Origin of the sequence: Mycobacterium sp. HUMS_12744610 (genome assembly GCF_041206865.1) — a bacterium.
Lineage (GTDB): Bacteria > Actinomycetota > Actinomycetes > Mycobacteriales > Mycobacteriaceae > Mycobacterium > Mycobacterium servetii.
In genome coordinates this window covers 4,684,174-4,701,662 of record NZ_JBGEDP010000001.1, presented here as the reverse complement: position 1 = coordinate 4,701,662, position 17,489 = coordinate 4,684,174, and the positions used below count along the sequence as shown (strand labels likewise).

At 70.0% G+C, this 17,489-nt stretch carries 13 protein-coding genes and 2 pseudogenes; 10 read left to right on the top strand and 5 right to left on the bottom strand.

The window, feature by feature from the left end; translation table 11 throughout:
* Window positions 1-100: 100 nt before the first annotated feature.
* A complete protein-coding gene (gene otsB / locus AB8998_RS22875) occupies window positions 101-3,754 on the bottom strand; it encodes a trehalose-phosphatase (RefSeq protein WP_369741720.1) in 3,654 nt (1,217 codons plus the stop codon).
* A 210-nt stretch (window positions 3,755-3,964) separates the two neighbouring features.
* Here otsB and AB8998_RS22870 point away from each other — a divergent pair, with 210 nt between their 5' ends.
* The 6 genes from AB8998_RS22870 to AB8998_RS22845 are packed head-to-tail and all read left to right on the top strand — an operon-like array spanning window position 3,965 to window position 10,517.
* On the top strand, window positions 3,965-4,852 hold the full coding sequence (locus AB8998_RS22870; RefSeq protein WP_369739905.1) for a universal stress protein: 888 nt from the start codon (window positions 3,965-3,967) through the stop codon (window positions 4,850-4,852).
* A gap of 4 nt (window positions 4,853-4,856) precedes the next feature.
* Window positions 4,857-6,377 (top strand): bifunctional aminoglycoside phosphotransferase/ATP-binding protein, encoded by a 1,521-nt coding sequence (locus AB8998_RS22865; protein ID WP_369739903.1) that lies wholly within the window; start codon window positions 4,857-4,859, stop codon window positions 6,375-6,377.
* Window positions 6,378-6,381: 4 nt separating this feature from the next.
* A complete protein-coding gene (locus tag AB8998_RS22860) occupies window positions 6,382-7,401 on the top strand; it encodes an Acg family FMN-binding oxidoreductase (protein WP_369739902.1) in 1,020 nt (339 codons plus the stop codon).
* Window positions 7,398-8,495 carry a 3-oxoacyl-ACP synthase III family protein gene (locus tag AB8998_RS22855; protein WP_369739901.1) on the top strand — a complete coding sequence of 366 codons (1,098 nt, stop codon included), beginning with the start codon at window positions 7,398-7,400 and terminating at the stop codon, window positions 8,493-8,495. The genes AB8998_RS22860 and AB8998_RS22855 overlap by 4 nt, the downstream gene beginning before the upstream one ends.
* Entirely contained in the window at window positions 8,479-9,375 is an 897-nt protein-coding gene (locus AB8998_RS22850) for a 3-oxoacyl-[acyl-carrier-protein] synthase III C-terminal domain-containing protein (RefSeq protein WP_369739900.1), read from the top strand. Before AB8998_RS22855 ends, AB8998_RS22850 begins: the two co-directional genes overlap by 17 nt.
* Window positions 9,375-10,517: a 6-phosphofructokinase gene (locus tag AB8998_RS22845; protein ID WP_369739899.1), complete on the top strand. Its 1,143-nt coding sequence runs from the start codon at window positions 9,375-9,377 to the stop codon at window positions 10,515-10,517. The genes AB8998_RS22850 and AB8998_RS22845 overlap by 1 nt, the downstream gene beginning before the upstream one ends.
* A 3-nt stretch (window positions 10,518-10,520) precedes the next feature.
* On the opposite strand, the pseudogene AB8998_RS22840 reads toward AB8998_RS22845, so the two are convergent.
* A pseudogene (locus AB8998_RS22840) lies at window positions 10,521-10,707 on the bottom strand (HNH endonuclease signature motif containing protein); the annotation flags it as partial.
* Window positions 10,708-10,739: 32 nt separating this feature from the next.
* Here AB8998_RS22840 and AB8998_RS22835 point away from each other — a divergent pair.
* Window positions 10,740-11,093 carry a hypothetical protein gene (locus tag AB8998_RS22835; protein ID WP_369741719.1) on the top strand — a complete coding sequence of 118 codons (354 nt, stop codon included), beginning with the start codon at window positions 10,740-10,742 and terminating at the stop codon, window positions 11,091-11,093.
* A 115-nt stretch (window positions 11,094-11,208) separates the two neighbouring features.
* Here the strand turns inward: AB8998_RS22835 and ppsA are convergent, their stop codons facing one another.
* Window positions 11,209-13,605: a phosphoenolpyruvate synthase gene (gene ppsA, locus AB8998_RS22830; protein WP_369741718.1), complete on the bottom strand. Its 2,397-nt coding sequence runs from the start codon at window positions 13,603-13,605 to the stop codon at window positions 11,209-11,211.
* Window positions 13,606-13,764: 159 nt separating this feature from the next.
* Between ppsA and AB8998_RS22825 the strand changes: the two genes are divergently transcribed.
* A complete protein-coding gene (locus tag AB8998_RS22825) occupies window positions 13,765-15,147 on the top strand; it encodes a WS/DGAT/MGAT family O-acyltransferase (RefSeq protein ID WP_369739897.1) in 1,383 nt (460 codons plus the stop codon).
* On the opposite strand, the pseudogene AB8998_RS22820 reads toward AB8998_RS22825, so the two are convergent.
* Together AB8998_RS22820 and AB8998_RS22815 are read right to left on the bottom strand one after the other, a co-directional pair.
* A pseudogene (locus AB8998_RS22820) lies at window positions 15,144-15,847 on the bottom strand (PAS and ANTAR domain-containing protein). The gene AB8998_RS22825 and the pseudogene AB8998_RS22820 overlap by 4 nt on opposite strands.
* An 82-nt stretch (window positions 15,848-15,929) precedes the next feature.
* Window positions 15,930-16,376 (bottom strand): Hsp20/alpha crystallin family protein, encoded by a 447-nt coding sequence (locus AB8998_RS22815; RefSeq protein WP_369741717.1) that lies wholly within the window; start codon window positions 16,374-16,376, stop codon window positions 15,930-15,932.
* Window positions 16,377-16,518: 142 nt separating this feature from the next.
* Here AB8998_RS22815 and AB8998_RS22810 point away from each other — a divergent pair, with 142 nt between their 5' ends.
* Entirely contained in the window at window positions 16,519-16,872 is a 354-nt protein-coding gene (locus AB8998_RS22810) for a MerR family transcriptional regulator (protein WP_369739896.1), read from the top strand.
* A gap of 305 nt (window positions 16,873-17,177) precedes the next feature.
* Entirely contained in the window at window positions 17,178-17,459 is a 282-nt protein-coding gene (locus tag AB8998_RS22805) for a helix-turn-helix transcriptional regulator (RefSeq protein WP_369741716.1), read from the top strand.
* The last annotated feature ends 30 nt before the right edge of the window (window positions 17,460-17,489 follow it).

The window sequence follows — 17,489 nt, the reverse complement described above, 5'->3', positions numbered from 1 at the left end:
CCGGGCCGCCGATGCCTGACACTATGCGCCGGACTCCCCGCCCAGCAGGGTCGTTGGACCCCCGATCGGCCGGCGATGGTCACCGGCGCCGGGCTCGCGATCACTGGACTTCGAGCCGGTGTCCGGGCAGCAGTTGCTGCACGCGGCCACGGCATTCGACCAGGACCGGTCTGGCGTTCTTGGCTTCGGAGGTCAGCGCGCCCACGCGTCCGCTGATCCGCAGGTGCAGCCGCTGGCCGCGATACAGGAACGGGAACTCGATCGGACCCAACCGCTCCGGCCAGTGCGGGTTGAGTATCAGCCGGTCGTCGCGGGTTTCCAGTCCGGTGAAGCACCGTTGCAGCAGGTCGATGCTGCCGGCCATCGCGGCCAGGTGTATTCCCTCCGAGGTCGTGCCGCCCTGGATGTCGAGGACATCGGAACTCAGTACCTGTACGAAATACCTCATGGCCCGGTGCCGTTTGGCGCGGGCCAGGACCCACGCGTGCACCACGGCGCTCAACGTCGACCCGTCCGAGGTGCGCGCCAGGTAGTAGTCCACCGTCTTGGGAATCTGCTCGGGCGCGAAGCGGTAGCCGAGCCGGCCGAACAGGCCCAGCAGCTCGTCGGAGGACAGCAGGTAGAGCAGCATCAGCGCGTCGGCCTGCTTGGACGCCTGGTAGTTGTTGACGCTGTCGCCCTCGGCCTCCAGGATGCGGTCGAGTCGCTGGATGTTTCCGTACCGCTGCCGGTAGCGGTCCCAATCCAGCTCCGCCAGTTCTGGATAACCCTCGAACTGGCTGATCACGATGCCGTCGTCCGTGTCGTGGAAGGGAACGAACATGCGCCGGGTCACGTGTTGCCACCGCTCGAGTTCCTCGGCTCGCAGACCGACCTTTGCGACGAGGTCGAGCCGGTCCCGCAGCGTCAGCAGGTCCAGCGCGTCCATCGCCCGCAGGATCACCCAGACCGCCATCACGTTGGTGTAGGCGTTGTTGTCTATCCCGTCGTATTCCTTGCCCGGGTAACCGGAATGGAATTCGTCGGGGCCGATGACCCCCCGGATGGTGTAGCGGCCGCGGCTGTCGTCGAATTTCGCCAGACCGACCCAGAACCGCGCGATCTCGACCAGCATCTCGGCCCCGTAGTCGACGAGGTACTGCCGGTCACCGGTCACCTGGTAGTGCTGCCACACGTTGTAGGCGATGGCCAGGCCCACGTGATGCGCGCGCGCACTGGCGTCGGGAATCCACCGGCCCGACTGCGGATTGAGGTGCACCTCCTGGCTCACCTCACGCCCGTCGCTGCCCGACTGCCACGGAATCATCGCGCCGCGATAGCCGGCCCGCCGCGCCGCGCGGCGGGCTTCGGGAAGGCGTCGGTAACGGTACTGCAGCAGCGACCGGGCGACGTTGGGCAGGCGCACGCTCAGCACCGGGGAGACGAACAGCGAGTCCCAGAAGACGTGCCCCCGGTAGGCCTCCCCGTGCAGCCCGCGGGCCGGCACTCCGGCGTCGAGTTCGGCGGTGTGCGGGGACAGGGTCTGCAGCAGGTGCACCAGGTGCAGCCGGAGCACCCGCACCGCCACGACGTTGTCGCTCAGTCCGATGTTGCATTGTTCCCACAGCCGGGCCCACGCCCGGGCGTGCTGTTCGTGCAGCTCGGCGTATCGACCGGCCGCATCGAGGTACTGCCGGGCGCTGGTGGCCGGCTCGGAGATGGCGGCATCCCGGCCGGTGAAGATGGTCACGACCTTCTCGCACGTCAGCGACTGCCCCGCCGACAGTGCGACCCGGATGTCGTGACCGCCGCGGTTTGATTCGCGCACGGCCGTGTACTGCGCGTCGGCGAGGCCGTCCTCGCTCCAGACGGTGCTGCGCGCGGCCACCGCGATCGCGATCCGCGACTGCGAGGTTTCGGTGCGCAGTATCACCGAACCTGAGCCGACCTCGTCGATCGCCGCCCCGGTCAGGTGGATGCTCGACAACGACCGGTAGCGCTCGACCATGGTGTTGCCCACGGCTCCGTCCAGCAGTGACCGGAATTCCACCGTGCCCGACCAGTTCTCGGCTTCGAGTGTGGTCCGCATGGCGAGCAGGTGGGGTTCGTGCATGGAGGCGAACCGCTGCTGGGTCAGCGTGGATATCTGGCCCGCGTCGTCCCGGAATCGCAGCGTGCGCGTCAGCGTCGCGTGCCGCAGGTCGAAAGTCTGCCGGTAGGAGAGCAACTCGGCGGCGTCGATGTGAAACCACGCGCTGCCGTTGACGCGGAAGGTCAGCGCCAGCCAGTTGGGCAGGTTGACCAGGCTTTCGTTCTCGATCGCGCGGCCGGCAACCACGTCGTCCAACTGGTTGTACACCCCGGCGGCGTAGGTGCCCGGATAGTGCGATTCGGACGCGGCCGCCTCCGCAGCGCAACCGCGGGTGGCGACGTAGCCGTTGCCGACGGTGCACAGCGCCTCGCGCAGTCGCTCGCCGCCGGGGTCGTAGCCCTCATAGACGAGCTGCCACGGATCGTCGGCCTCGGTGGCGGCGTTCTGCCGCAGATCCGCGGCCAGTCGCCGCAGGAACTCGCAGACGGCCAAGGGGTTTTCGAGGCTGAACAGCGCCGCCGACGGGCGATCGCCGTTCTCGTCATGGCGCACCACGATTCCCACGCCGTCGAATTGCAACGCGTCGAAGGCGTCCTCGTCGGTGATGTCGTCGCCGATGTAGATCGGCAACACCGCGTCGGGGCCGGCGGCACCGTCGATTCCGTCGCCGTGGCCGTCGATTCGTTGCAGGAGCCAGTCCAGCGTCGCGCCCTTGTTCCAGTCGATGTCCGGGCGTAGCTCGACGACCTTGCGGCCGGACGTGACCCGGAAACCTTCGGACCGGCCGAGGCTGCGGACCGCCGCGATGATCCGGTCGATGTCCGCGGGATCGGCATTGCGGTAGTGGACCGCCACGGCAAAACGCTTGTGCTCGACCATGATCCCGGATACGTCACCGAGCGTCTCCACCAGCCGCTTGGCCGCGTCCGCCAGCGCGTCGACCACGCCGGCGGCGTCGGGGTTCTCGTGGTGGGTGCCGTCCGGTGCGGACAGCTCGAAGCCGTGGCTGCCCGCGTACCACAATCCGTCGACACCGACGCGGCCGCGCACGTCCGCCAGGTCCCGGCCGCTGATCACCGCGACGGGGCACTGGGCGCTCAGCGCACGCAACGCGTCGGCGGCGCCGTCGACCGGTGTCGCCGCGTCCGGCCGCGCGACGATCTCGGACAGCGTGCCGTCGAAGTCGAGGAACACCGCGGGCCGGCGGGTCGCGACCAGTTCCTTGAGCTGGTTGTACACCTGCAGCGCGTCGGCGATGGCGGGCATGTCCGTGCCGCCGCGCCGCACCGAGATCTCGGCGAGGTCGGCGACGACGGTGTCGGCGCCGGCTTCCAGCAGTTCATCGGCGTGGCCGTTACGCTGCAGGCCGAGGACCAGGCCGAAGCCGCCGTCCCGGCCGGCCCGCACCCCGTCGGCGTCGCGCCCGATCACCACGCAGCGGACGGGCCGGACGCCCAGGTGACCGGCCATGTCGGTCAGTATCGCCGGCCGGTGCTTTCCGTCGAGGTCGTCGTCGATCAGAACGTCGACGAGTTCGGCGACGCCGGCGGCGCGCAGCGCCGTTGCGCATTCGCGGGTGGTCGAGCACACGGCGGTGGCGGCGCCGACTTCGCGCAGCCGGCGCAGCAGCGGCACGGTGGAATCGCAGACCTGCACCGCGCCGGCCCCGCCCTCGGCGACCATGCAGTCGAGGTCGAAGATCACCGCGTCGTGGTAGCGCCGGTCGATGGTGGCGGGCCATTCGGTCACCGGTGTGACGATGCCACAGCGGGGGGCCCGATCGAACCCGTGCGAGCCGATCGGGGCCCCTTGTCCACGCGGTTGAGGACTAAAGCCTCATGCCCGACGGCCATTCCCGCCATAGCGTTTTCAACTGAACGAGGGGAGTGCTACATGTCCGGACCCGCCAACCGGTACGGGATCCTCGCCGGCGTCGACGGATCGCCCGCGTCCAACGCCGCCGTCTGCTGGGCGGCGCGTGAGGCGGCACTGCGGCACGTCCCGCTGACCGTGGTGCACATGGTGAACGCCGCCGTGCCGATGTACCCGCAGTTCCCGCTGTCGTCGGGTGTGTCGGCCTGGGAGGAGGGGGAGGGCCGTCGGGTCCTCGAGCAGGCGGTCAAGATCGCCGAGGACGCCGTGCCCACCGACCGCAAGGTCGCCGTGTCCAGCGAGCTCAGGTGCTCGCCACCGGTGCCTACGCTGGTGGACATGTCCGAAGACGCGGAACTGCTGGTCGTGGGCAGCCACGGGCGCGGCACGGTGGCGCGGGCGCTGCTGGGCTCGGTCAGCTCGAACGTGGTGCGCAGCGCGCACTGCCCGGTCGCGGTGGTACGCGACGAGGATCCGCTGATGCCCCATCCCGCGCAGGCCCCGGTGCTGGTGGGCGTCGACGGTTCGCCGGCCTCGGAGCTCGCCGTGACGATCGCCTTCGACGAAGCGTCCCGGCGCGGCGTGGACCTGCAGGCCCTGCACGCGTGGAGCGACGTCCAGGTGTACGAACTGCCGGGGATGGACTGGGCGACGGTCAAGGAGGAGGCCGAGCTCAGCCTCGCCGAACGGCTGGCGGGGTGGCAGGAGTGCTACCCCGATGTCACGGTGCATCGGCTCGTCGAATGTGACCGTCCGGCAAGGCAGTTGATCGAGAAGGCGGAGGGCGCTCAGCTGGTCGTCGTGGGCAGCCACGGCCGGGGCGGGCTGACCGGCATGCTGCTGGGGTCGGTCAGCAACGCCGTCCTGCACTCGGTCCGCATGCCGGTGATCGTCGCGCGGCCGCGCTGAGCCCATGGATACGGCGACCACTGCCGCGCCGGCGATGACGACCGCGATGCCCTACGTCGAGGTGCGGGAGACCCACACGGGTGTGGTTGTGCTGGCCGGTGACCGCGCCTTCAAGGCCAAGAAGCCGGTCCTGACCGACTTCCTCGACTTCCGGACGCCGGAGCGGCGCGAGCGCGCCTGCGCCCGGGAGGTCGAGTTGAACAGCCGCCTGTCGCCGCAGAGTTATCTCGGCGTCGCCCACCTCAGCGACCCCGCCGGCGGGCCGGCGGAACCGGTCGTCGTCATGCGCCGCTACCGCGACGAGGACCGGCTGGCGTCGCTGGTGACCCGCGGCCCGGACGACGCCGTCCGCGGCGTGCTGGACGCCGTCGCCGCGACCCTGGCCGGATTCCACGCCATTGCCGAGCGCGGCCCGCTGATCGACGCCCAGGGCGATGCCGGGGCGATCGGGCGGCGCTGGGCCGAGAACCTGACGGAACTCGACCGCTACGCGGGGTTGCCGGTTCCCGGCGTCGCGGCCGGGGAGGTGGCGCGGCTGCGGCACCTCGCCGAGGAATTCTTGGCGGGGCGCGGGCCCCTGTTCGCCGGCCGCGTCGCGGCGGGGCGCATCGTCGACGGGCACGGCGACCTGCTCGCCGACGACATCTTCTACGCGGGCGGGCGGCCGGCGCTGCTGGACTGCCTCGAGTTCGACGACGAACTGCGCTACGTCGACTGCATCGACGACGCCGCCTTCCTCGCAATGGATCTGGACTTCCTCGGCCGCGACGACCTCGGGGCCTACTTCCTGGACCGCTACGCCGAGCACGCGGCGGACACCGCGCCGGCGGAGCTTCGGGACTTCTACGTCGCCTACCGCGCCGTCGTCCGCGCGAAGGTCGAATGCCTGCGGTTCACCCAGGGCAAACCGGGGGCCGCCGACGACGCCGCCCGCCACCTGGACATCGCGGGCCGGCACCTGCGCAACGGCACCGTGCGGCTGGCGCTCGTCGGCGGCAACCCGGGCACCGGCAAGTCCACTCTGGCGCAAGGGCTTTCAGAAGCCTTCGGAGCTCAGGTGATCTCGACCGACGACGTCCGGCGCCAACTGCGCGAGGCTGACGTCATCGCCGGCGATTCCGGCGTCCTGGACATCGGACTGTACAGCCCGGAGAACGTCGCGACGGTTTACAACGTGGTCCTGCGGCGGGCCCGGGAGTCGCTGGGCAACGGCCGGTCGGTGATCCTGGACGGCACGTGGCGTGACCCGCGGATGCGTGCGCAGGCGTACCGTCTTGCCGACGAAACGCATTCGGCAATGGTCGAACTCATGTGCTCGTCGACGACCGGCCTGGCGGCCGACCGGATCACGACCCGGCGGCCGGGCAACTCGGAGGTGACCCCGGAGATCGCCGCGGCACTGGCCGCGCACGATTCCGGCTGGGACGACGCGCACCGCATCGACACCTCCCGCCCCGTCGAGCAGGTGCTGGCGCAGGCCCTCGGCATCTGGCAGCAGACAACGCTCCGACGACGCCCGGGGTGATGGCATGGGAGTGAAAGGGCCCGCGGAAGGGCTTACGCCCGAGGCGATTCGCGACGCAGTGACGCTTGCGTGTCGCGCACCGTCGCTGCACAACAGCCAGCCCTGGCGGTGGGTCGTCGAGGACTCGACGCTGCACCTGTGGGCCGATCCCCGGCAGTCGATGCCGGGGACCGACCGCACCGGCCGGGAGCTGATATTGAGCTGTGGCGCGGTACTCGACCACCTGCGGGTGGCCATGGCCGCCGCCGGTTGGGCCGCCGACACCGAACGGCTCCCCGAGCCGGGCGAGCCCGACCACCTCGCCGCCGTGCGGTTCCGCCCGATGGACACGGTGACCCGGGCGGACCGGTTGCGGGCGGACGCGATCCTGCGGCGCCGCACCGACCGGCTGCCGTTCGACCCGCCGCCCCGCTGGCCGGCCGTGCATGCCGCGCTGTGCCGCACGGTGGCACCCTACGACGTGCTGCTGGACGTGGTGGCCGACGAGCAGCGCCCCCGGTTGGCCGAGGAGTCCGCGCTCGAGGAGACGCTGCGCCGTTACGACACCACCTATGTGTCCGAATTGCGCTGGTGGACATCGCCATTCGAATCAGACGCCACGCATGTTCCCGAAAGCGTGCTGGTGTCCGCTTCCGACGCCGACCGCGTCGACGTCGCCCGCTCCTTTCCGCCGGCGGGCGCTTCCGGGCGCCGCGCCGCGGTCGACCACGACCGCTCGAAAATCGTGGTGCTGTCCACCCCCCACGGCGACGACCGCCCCGAGGTGTTGCGCTGCGGCGAAGCGCTCTCGGCGGTGTTGATCGAGTGCACCGTGACCGGCCTGGCCACCTGCACGGTGACCCACCTGACCGAGGTCCCGGCGAGCCGCACCGTGATCGCGGAGATCGTCGGGACCGCGGGACAGCCGCAGCTGCTGGTCCGCGTCGGGGGTGCACCGTCGGACGGCCGGCGCGCCGAACGCACCGAGCGGCGTCTGGTCACCGAGGTCCTCACGTTCGGGACCGGGAGAGAGGAGCGCCGATGACTCGGCACTGGCTGGTAATGGAGGACCCCGGCGAAGGGTCCCGGTTCGTCACCCGGCTGGCGGGGGCCGGCCGGCATCTGCCCGAAACCCACCTCACCACCGAAGATTTGATGGCGACCACCCGCCACCACACCCACATCGACCTGGAGCGGCTGACCGGAATCCGTGAACGCCGCGTCTCGGTCGGCGACGAGGACTCCTACACGCTGGCCACCGCGGCGGCGCGCAACGCGCTCGCCACCGCGGGGACGGACCCGGCCTCGCTCGACGTGGTGGTCAACTGCAGCATCACCAAGTTCCGCGGGGGTCTGACCCAATGGCTGGAGCCCTCGACGAGCAGTGCGGTGGCCCGCGGGATCGGGGCGCACCACGCGATGACGTTCGACGTGTCCAACGCCTGCGCCGGGATGCTCACCGGGGTCACCATCGTCAACAACTGGATCCGGCAGGGGATCGTCGAGCGCGCCCTCGTCGTCAGCGGCGAGTACATCTCCCAGCTCGGTCACAACGCGGCCCGGCACATCCGCAACATCATGAGCAAGGAACTCGCCTCGCTGACCCTCGGTGACGCCGGTGCCGCGCTGGTGCTGGAGCGGGCACCCGCCGGTTCGGCCGGCATCAGCCTGGCGGGGTTCACCACGGTCGCCGACTACAGCAGGCTCTGTCTGGCCTACCCGCGCGGTCACGACCCGGGAGCGCGGATGTTCACCGACTCCCGCGCGATCCAGCGGGCGGCCATGGACAACACCCCGGTGCTGCTGCAGGAAGTCCTTGACACGGCGGGGATTTCGATCCACGACGTCGACCATGTGATCACCCATCAGACGTCGGCCCGGGCCATCCGCAAGGGGATGACGCGGATGTCGGAGTCCTTCGGCGACGCGCCCCGCCACGACGCGGTGATCACCGTCGACCGCTACGGCAACACGGCGTCGACGACGCACACCGTAGCCCTGGTCGAGGAATTGGAGGCCGGGCACGTCGCGCCCGGCGAGACGATCGCGTTGATCGCGCTGGCCTCCGGATTGGAGATCGGGGTGGTCCTGCTGACCCTGGACGAGGAGGTGGTGAGCCGCTATGGGCACCACGATTGAACGCATCGACATCGCCTGCCCCCAGGGCGTGGGTGGGTGGCGTCACCGGCACAGCGCCCTGCACCTGGCCGTCGCCGCGGCGAAGGACTGCCTGAAGGGGGCGGGCTGCGACGCGGCCGAGCTGGACCTGGTGGTCAACGCGGGGATCTACCGCGACCGCAACCTGGGCGAACCGGCGCTGGCGGCGCTGATCCAGGACGACATCGGGGCCAACCCCGAGGAGCCGCACGCCGGCGGGCACGGCACGTTCTCCTTCGACATCGCCAACGGGGCCTGCGGAGTGCTCACCGCGCTGCAGATCGTCGACGGGTTCCTGCGGGCGCGCAGCATCCGCCACGCGATCGTCGTGGCCAGCGACGCCGACCCGGGTCACGGCCTCAGCGAGCACTTCCCGTTCTCCGCGGCCGGGGCGGCGGTGTTGTGCGGCTGGTCCGACGACGACTACGGCCTGGGCCGCGTGTCGTGGGTGAATTCGGCGGAGGACGACGGAACATTCTCCGCAACAGTGGGTTTCGCCGATGCCCGCAACGTGCTCCGGTTCGGTCAGTCGCCGGGGATGGACGAGGAGTTCGCCACCGTCGCGGCCCGGGCGGCGCGCCGGTGCCTGGACGCCGCATCGGTGGAGCCGGCGGACGTCGACCTGATCGTCGCCGCACCGCCGCGGCCCGGGTTTCGCGCCGCGCTGGGCGAGCGGCTCGGGTTTCCGGAGGAGCGCATCGCCGTCGCCGACGACGAGCGCATGCACACCGCGGCGTTGGCCGCCGCGTTCGAGGGGCAGGCCGGGCGGCTCGCGGCGGGCGCGCGGGTCCTGTTCGTCGCCGCGGGCGCCGGGGTCACCGCCGGTGCCGCGCTCTACCGTCAGCCGCCGGGCCGCGCGTGATGGAAGGCATCGAGCGGATCGCCCTGAGCACCGGCGGCGGCGACGCGCCGGGACTCAACGCGGTGATCCACGCGGCCACGCTGGCCGCCCGCAACCGCGGCTGGGAGGTCGTCGGGATCCGCGACGGCTTCAACGGATTGCTTTCCCCGGACGACTATCGCGGCGACGGTTCCGAGGGCGGGTTGATCGAGCTGACCCGCGACCGGGTGCGCGGCATCATCCACCAGGGCGGCACGATCCTCGGCACCACCAATCGCGGGAACCCGACCGCCTATCCGGTGCAACAGGGCGGTGCTTGGACCGAGGTGGACCGCACGCCGGAGCTGCTCGGACGCTTCAAGGAGCACCGGATCGACGCGTTGATCACCGTCGGCGGCGACGGCACGATGGCGATCGGCCACCACCTGCACGAGGCCGGGCTGCGCCTGGTCGGCGTGCCCAAGACCATCGACAACGACCTGGACAAGACGACGACGACATTCGGCTTCGACTCCGCCGTGGACTTCGCGTCGCAGTGCATCGACCGGCTGTTCACCACCGCCACCTCGCATGGCCGGATCATCGTGGTGGAGGTGATGGGCCGCTACGCGGGATGGATCGCGTTGAACGCCGGCATGGCGTCGGGGGTGCACGCGATCCTCATTCCCGAGATCCCGTTCAGTCTCGAACCGGTGGCGGCGTTGATCGCCGACCGCGAGCGGCACGGCGCGAAGTTCTCCATCGTCTGCGTCGCCGAGGGCGCCCGGCCGGCCGGCGGGGAGGTGTCGATCCTGGGCAAGTCGCGGGGGCAGGCCGAACGGCTCGGCGGCATCGGCACCAAAGTGGCCGCCGAACTGCAGCGGATGACCGGGCGGGAAGCGCGCACCGTCGTGCTCGGCCACCTGCTGCGGGGCGGATCGCCCACCTCGTTCGACCGCCTGCTCGGCCTGCGTTTCGGGGCGGCCGCCGTGCGTGCCCTCGAGGAAGGCCAGCGCGGCGTGATGGTGGCGCTGAACCCACCGACGGTCGACTACGTGCCGATCGCCGAGGCCACCCGCCGGCAGAAGAGGGTCCCGCTCGACTGCGACTCGCTGCTGACCGCCCGCGACATGGGGATCAACTTCGGCGACGAGATGCCCACGTACAGCACGATCGGCGTATAACGCTCAGGCCGCACCACTGTCCTCATCCCCGTCGCCGTCTGCGCGCAGGAGTTTTTCGGGGTGCCAGTAGATGTTGGTGCGGGGTTGGGCGCGGTCGAGGTGTGGGGGTGGGATCCATTCGGTGTCGCCTTTGGTGTTTTTTGCGAATGGTCCAGCCTCGGGGTTGCACGAGGCGGTGGTGGGGGCCGCAGCCCTATCACGGCTCGATACCATGGCCGGGTGGTGTGGTGGAACTTCGGTCCGCTGTTGTTCCTGGTCATCGTCCTTGCGGCGATGGTCCTCGGCCGGTTCGCGCCACGGTGGCGCGCGCGCGGTCAGGTGGCGAGCGGCACGCTACTGGTGACCGGTGTCAGCCCGCGGCCGGACGCTAGCGGCGAGCAATACGTCACCATCGCCGGTGTCATCAACGGTCCGATGGTCAATAGCTTCGGCAGACTAGGTCCACAGACCAGCGAATGGGCCGTTTATCAACGCATGGTGATGGACGTCGACCACTGGCCGACGATTGGCCAGCAGCTGCCGGTGCTGTATTCACCGAGGAATCCGCACAAGAACTGGCGGTTGGGCGCCGGCTAAACCGCCTGGCCGCCTAACACTTGTGCAGGATGCTGCGTGTTACACCCCACAGAAACCGAAGTGACACAAGTTATTTGGTGAAAGGAGGTCGGGCGGCCTCCGGCGGTTAAGTGCCCTATTGCGCCCGCGCGAACTCCTGCTCCAGCGCGAGGATCTGGCGCGTCGTCTTGACCACCACGTCCGGGTTCAGGCTGATCGAGTCGATGCCCAGGCGCACCAGGAACTCGGCCATGTCCGGGTAGTCCGAGGGCGCCTGCCCGCACAGGCCGGAGTGAATCCCGTTGCGGCGGCAGCCTTCCACGGCCAGGCGGATCATTTCCTTGACGCCGTCGTCGCGCTCGTCGTAGTCGAACGCCACGATCTCGCTGTCCCGGTCCACGCCGAGGGTGAGCTGGGTCAGATCGTTGGAGCCGATGGAGAAGCCGTCGAAGCGCTTGGCGAACTCGTCGAGCAGGATGACGTTGTTGGGGATCTCGCACATCGCATACACCTGCAGCCCGTTGTCGCCGCGCCGCAGGCCGTGTTCGGCCATCGTGGCCAGCACCAGGTCCGCCTCGGCGACCCGGCGCACGAACGGCAGCATGATGACGACGTTCGTCAGGCCCATGTCGTCGCGGACACGTTGCATCGCGCGGCATTCCAGCGCGAAGCCCTCGGCGTAGGCCGGGTGGGCGTAGCGCGAGGCGCCACGGAAGCCGATCATCGGGTTGGCCTCGGTCGGTTCGAAGCCGCGGCCGCCGATCAGGCTGGCGTACTCGTTGGTCTTGAAGTCCGACATCCGCACCACCACGGGCTTGGGCCAGAACGCGGCCGCGATCGTGCCGATCCCCTCGGAGAGGCGCTGCACGAAGAACTCCGCGCCGTCGGCGTAGCCGTAGGTGAGCCGCTCGATCGTGCGGCGCGCCGCGGCGTTGTCGACCTTGTCGGGATGCAACAGGGCCAGCGGGTGCACCTTGATGTATTCGCCGACGATGAACTCCATCCTGGCCAGTCCCACACCGTCGTTCGGCAGAAACGACGTCTTGAAGGCCCGGTCCGGATTGCCCAGGTTGACCATGATCTCGGTGCGCGGCCGCGACAGGTCGGCCACCTCGGTGCGCTCCACGTGGAAGCCCACCTCGCCGCGGTACACCCGCCCGGTGTCGCCCTCGACGCACGACACCGTGACGACCTCGCCGTCGGGCACGCGCGTGGTGGCGTCGCCCGCGCCGACCACGGCCGGGATGCCGAGCTCGCGGGCGATGATCGCCGCGTGGCAGGTGCGCCCGCCGCGGTTGGTGACGATCGCGGCGGCGATCTTCATGACCGGCTCCCAGTCCGGTGTGGTGATGTCGGCGACCAGTACATCGCCGGGCCGGAAGTCCGACATGCGCCCGAGGTTATCCATCCGTTTCGCCACGCCGGAGGCGACCTTCTCGCCGACCGAGCGGCCCTCGGTGAGTATCTCGCCCTCCGCTTCCAGTACATAGGTTTCCACCGTCGCCGAGCTGCGTTGGGAGGCCGCGGTCTCCGGGCGCGCCTGCACGATGTAGAGCTTGCCGTCCAGACCGTCCTTGGCCCACTCGATGTCCATCGGGCGCCCGTAGTGCCGCTCGATGGCGCACGCGTAGCCGGCCAGCTCGAGCACGTCGTCGTCGGTGATGCAGAACCGGCCGCGGTCGGCCTTCGGCGTGGGGATGTTGCGGGTCGTGTGTTTCGTGCCGCCCTGGACGAACACCATCTTGACCGCCTTGTCGCCGATCAGGCGGCGCAGCACGGCGCGGTGCCCGGCCTCATACGTCGGCTTGTGGACGTAGAACTCGTCGGGGTCGACCGCGCCCTGGACGACGTTCTCGCCCAGGCCGTAGGCGCCGGTCACGAACACGACGTCGGTGAAACCGGACTCGGTGTCGAGGGTGAACATCACCCCCGAGGAGGCGAGGTCGGAGCGCACCATCTTCATCACGCCGATCGACAGCGCGACCTTGAAGTGGTCGAAGCCCTGGTCGATGCGGTAGTGGATGGCCCGGTCGGTGAACAGGCTGGCGAAACAGCGGCGGCACGCGTCCAGCAGGCTCTCGGGCCCCGTGATGTTGAGGAAGGTCTCCTGCTGGCCGGCGAAGCTCGCTGTCGGCAGGTCCTCGGCGGTGGCCGAGCTGCGCACGGCGAGGCTGACGTCGTCGCCGTACTCGTCCTGCAGCGCGCGGTAGGCGTCCAGGATCTCACCGGCCAGGTCGGCGGGGAGGCCGGCGCCGTAGACGATCTCGCGGGCGCGTTTGCCCTTGCGCGCCAACGCGGTGACGTCCGCCGGGTCGATCTCGTCGAGCTCGGCGTGCAGCGCGTCCCAGGAGTCGGCGCGGTCCAGCATGTGCTTGTAGGCCTCGGCGGTGATGGCGAACCCGTGCGGCACCCGGACGCCCTGCTGCGACAGCTTCTGGAACATTTCGCCGAGCGAGGCGTTCTTGCCGCCCACGAGCGGCACGTCGGCGATGCCGAACTCCTCGAAGAAGCGAATGTAGGTGAACCCGGTCATGATCTGTTCCTTCGCGTCGTCGCCCATCCGCCGCGAAACCGCTCGGGCGTCACCTGATGACGATATGGCCGCGGCCGGCGCGGCACAGCTTTCGTTTGGCACCCAAGCTGAGGACTTCCGGCCCTGATCGGGGGCGCTGCCGCGGTGGACAGTGACGGGATGGAGCATCTGACCGCCCTGGACGCCGCCTTCCTGGAGGTCGAGGACGCCGACCCGCACGTGAGCCTGGCGGTGGGCGGGGTGTCGGTCGTCGAGGGCCCCGCTCCGCGCTACGACGAGTTCGTCGCGGCCTTCACGCGGCGGGCGGCGACGATCCCGCGCTGCAGGCAGGTGCTGCGGACCCACCCGCTGGATCTGCGGCCACCGGAGTGGGTGGACGACCCGCACTTCGACCTGTCGCGCCACCTGCACCGCGCTGCGCTGCCCCATCCGGGCGGCGACGCCGAGCTCTTCGAGATGATTGCTGCCCTGATGGAGCACCGGCTCGACCGCGAGCGCCCGCTGTGGGACTGCTGGATCATCGAGGGCCTCAGCGACGACCGGTGGGCCGTGTTGATCAAACTGCACCACTGCATCGCCGACGGCATCGCGACCACGCAGATGATGACGAGGTTCAGCGACGACGACGCCGGCACCTTCGCCACCGACATCGCCGGCTCCAAGGGGCAAGCGCCCCCGGGCGTGAGCCTGGCGCGGATGAGCCTGAACCCGCTGAGCTGGGTGCGCGAGATCGGGCGGGGCGCCCTGGCGGCCGAGCACGCCGCCGTGGGTGCGGCCGAGCTGACGGCCGGACTGGTGCGTCCGGCCCGGCCGTCGTCGCTGAACGGCCCGCTCACGACGATGCGGCGCTACAGCGCGGCCCGGGTCCGGCTGGCCGACCTGCAGAAGGTGTCCCGGGAATTCGGTGTGACGCTCAACGACGTTGCGCTGGCGGCGATCACGAACAGCTATCGCAGCGTCCTGCTGGAGCGGGGCGAACGGCCTGGCCACGATTCGCTGCGCACCCTGGTTCCGGTGTCGGTCCGCACGGCCGACCACTTCGCGGCCACCGACAACCGGGTCTCGGCGATGCTGCCGCTGCTGCCGGTCGACGAGCCGGACCCGGTGCGCCAACTGCGGTTGGTGCACGAACGCCTCGGCCGGGCCAAGGCCAGCGGTCAAAGCGACGGCGGCAGCGCGGCGGTGGCGATGGCCGGCAACGTCCCGTTCGCCCTCTCGGCGTGGGCGGTCCGCTTGCTTGCGCGGCTGCCGCAACGCGCCGTCGTCGGCCTGGCGACCAATGTGCCCGGGCCGCGGAGCCGGCAGCGGCTGCTGGGCCGGCGGGTGCTGGAGATCCTGCCGGTGCCGCCGATCGCCCTGCAGGTGCGCACCGGCGTCGCGATGGTCAGCTACGCCGACGCGTTCGTGTTCGGCATCACCGCCGACTACGACGCGGCATGCGACATCGAGGTGCTCGCCGCGGGAATCGAGGACGGGGTGGCCCAACTGGTGGCCGCCAGCCGCGCGCGGCGCGGCAAGCGGGCCCCGGCGCCGACGGGCTAACCCGTCTCCCGACCCGCCGCGCGGCCCTGTGCGGCGTGGCGGGCTCGCTGGTGTCCGTCAGCAGGAGGTGGTCGAACTCCGACCGGGATCTCGGGGCTACGCCCGATGCGCGGAAGTCCTCGGCGATCTGCTCGGCCAGTGCCCGCAGCTTGACGTTGGTTTCCTGCGACAACCATTTGAGCAGGTTGAACGCGGCGTCGCAGGTGATGCCATAGACCAACATCAGCATGCCTTTGGCCTGCTCGATGGCGGCGCGGCTCTCGCTGATGCGGGCCAGCTTCGCGCTGACGGCACCCTCCTTCACCTCTTCGGCCGGGGAGGTGACGTCGACGTAGAAGCCGTGTGTCCCGACCACTTCGCCGTCGTCGTCGCAGAGCTGGTCCCCGACGACGACGATGGAGCGAACTCGGCCACGAGTGTCGATGATCCGGTGGCCGGTGCTGAATGCCTGACGCGTGCGGATCATCTGGTCGAGGCTCGCCGCGACCTGCCCGCGGTCGTCGGGGTGTTTGTGCGCGAGCACCAGCTCGGTGGTCGGGGTGACGCTGCCGGGCTCGTAGCCGTGTATCCGCTGCACCTGGTCCGACCATTCCCAGCGCTGGCCGGCGAAGTAGAACCGGAACCAGCCGACCCGTTGCGGCGTGCCGCCGGCCAGGGCCTGCTCTACGTTCTCGGTGTCGCCGTTGAGATCCCATCTCATCGGTCGGCGTGGCTCTTCAGGCGCAGGGCGGGCAGGCGGCAACCGCGAATACGATGCGGCCGCCGCCGTGCCCACCCGTGGTTCAGGCGTCGATGACCTCGCGTTTGACCGTGTTGTCGTTGATCGCCGTGTTGCCGCCGCGGTCGACGGAGATCTTGCGCGGCTTGGCCTTCTCCGCGACCGGGATGTGCAGCCTCAGGACGCCCTCGCGGTAGGTGGCCTCGATCCTGTCGGTGTCGAGGTTTTCGCCGAGGACGAGCTGGCGGCTGAAGACGCCGCGCGGCCGCTCGGTGGCCAGCATCTCCCGGTTGGGGTCCAGGGCCGGCCGTTCCGCGCGCACGGTCACGACGTTGCGCTCGATGTCGATGTCCAGCGAGTCGGCGTCGATGCCCGGTAGGTCGAATTCGACGATGAAATTCTCGCCGTCGCGCCAGGCATCCATCGGCATCACCGCCGGCCGCGCCGCGGTGCCGAATACCTGTTGGGTCAAGCGGTCCAGATCACGGAACGGGTCGGTGCGCATCAGCATGGCGGTCACCTCTCACTCCTCGTCTTTCGTGGTGAAACTGCCTATCTATGCCATGTGGCATAGATTTTGTATAGCATTGTCGACACATCAACGCAACTGTGGTAGACAACTTTCCTGTATCAGCTAAATGAGGAGTGCCCCGATGCCCGACCAGCCTGGCGACAGCGGTGCGCCGGCGCCCGACCGCGGCGTGTACGGAATCTCCGTGGCCGCCGAACTCTCCGGTGTCGCGGTGCAGTCGCTGCGGCTCTACGAGCGCCACGGATTGCTGACGCCCGCCCGCAGCGATGGCGGCACGCGGCGCTACAGCGCCGATGACCTGGCCCGGCTGCAGCGCATCAGCGCCCTGGTGGATGACGGCGTCAATCTCGCCGGTATCGCCCGCATCCTGTCGCTCGAGGACGACAACGCCGCGCTGTCAGCGGACAACACCGATCTGCGGTCCATCAACCGCAGGCTGCGCGACGCGCCCCAGGCTGGCGAGCCCGCCCCGTAGCCCGAACCGCCGCAGCCCTGACCCGTGGCGCGGGCCCGCCGATTGTGGGCGCCGGCACGGGGTCGCGACGCTGCTCGCGGGCAGTCACCGGGCGGCGGCTGCCGTCGCGATGGCGCCGGCAGGACCTCGGGCAGGCCCGAACGGGTGCCGGAGTGGGGCGCTCTGCCCGCGGGCGGCGACGAATCGAGGGCTCCATGGACGATCTTGATTTCGACAGTTGCGATCTCGAGGAGACCGAGGAGTTTCTGGTCCGCACCTACGTGCCGATGCGCATCAGCGGCGTCGGGTAACCCTCCCGCGCCCGCATCCACCGCCGGTGGATTGGCTCGGTCAACTTCGCGGCCCACGTCTACGCCACCCCGCGCGCCGTGCAGGACGTGTTCCGCCGGCACCTGGACATGACGCCGATGCAGTACCTGTGGCGGGTCCGGCTGGACCGCGCGCATCGCGACCTGATCGAGTCGGACCCGGGCGCGACGACCGTGGGCGCCGTCGCCGCGCACGGGGGATTCGCCCACCAGGGCCGCTTCGCCAGGCTCTACCGCCCGACCTACGGCGGGAGCCCCAACCAGACGCTGAGCGCCTGACTCTGCGCGATCGAAAGCTTCTGCACGCCA

Bases quoted from the DNA above. Each gene is read 5' to 3' on its own strand.
- otsB (WP_369741720.1), bottom strand. From the start codon at position 3,754: ATGGTCGCCGAGGGCGGGGCCGGCGCGGTGCAGGTCTGCGATTCCACC.
- AB8998_RS22870 (WP_369739905.1), top strand. From the start codon at position 3,965: ATGTCCGGACCCGCCAACCGGTACGGGATCCTCGCCGGCGTCGACGGA.
- AB8998_RS22865 (WP_369739903.1), top strand. From the start codon at position 4,857: ATGGATACGGCGACCACTGCCGCGCCGGCGATGACGACCGCGATGCCC.
- AB8998_RS22860 (WP_369739902.1), top strand. From the start codon at position 6,382: ATGGGAGTGAAAGGGCCCGCGGAAGGGCTTACGCCCGAGGCGATTCGC.
- AB8998_RS22855 (WP_369739901.1), top strand. From the start codon at position 7,398: ATGACTCGGCACTGGCTGGTAATGGAGGACCCCGGCGAAGGGTCCCGG.
- AB8998_RS22850 (WP_369739900.1), top strand. From the start codon at position 8,479: ATGGGCACCACGATTGAACGCATCGACATCGCCTGCCCCCAGGGCGTG.
- AB8998_RS22845 (WP_369739899.1), top strand. From the start codon at position 9,375: ATGGAAGGCATCGAGCGGATCGCCCTGAGCACCGGCGGCGGCGACGCG.
- ppsA (WP_369741718.1), bottom strand. From the start codon at position 13,605: ATGACCGGGTTCACCTACATTCGCTTCTTCGAGGAGTTCGGCATCGCC.
- AB8998_RS22825 (WP_369739897.1), top strand. From the start codon at position 13,765: ATGGAGCATCTGACCGCCCTGGACGCCGCCTTCCTGGAGGTCGAGGAC.
- AB8998_RS22815 (WP_369741717.1), bottom strand. From the start codon at position 16,376: ATGCTGATGCGCACCGACCCGTTCCGTGATCTGGACCGCTTGACCCAA.
- AB8998_RS22810 (WP_369739896.1), top strand. From the start codon at position 16,519: ATGCCCGACCAGCCTGGCGACAGCGGTGCGCCGGCGCCCGACCGCGGC.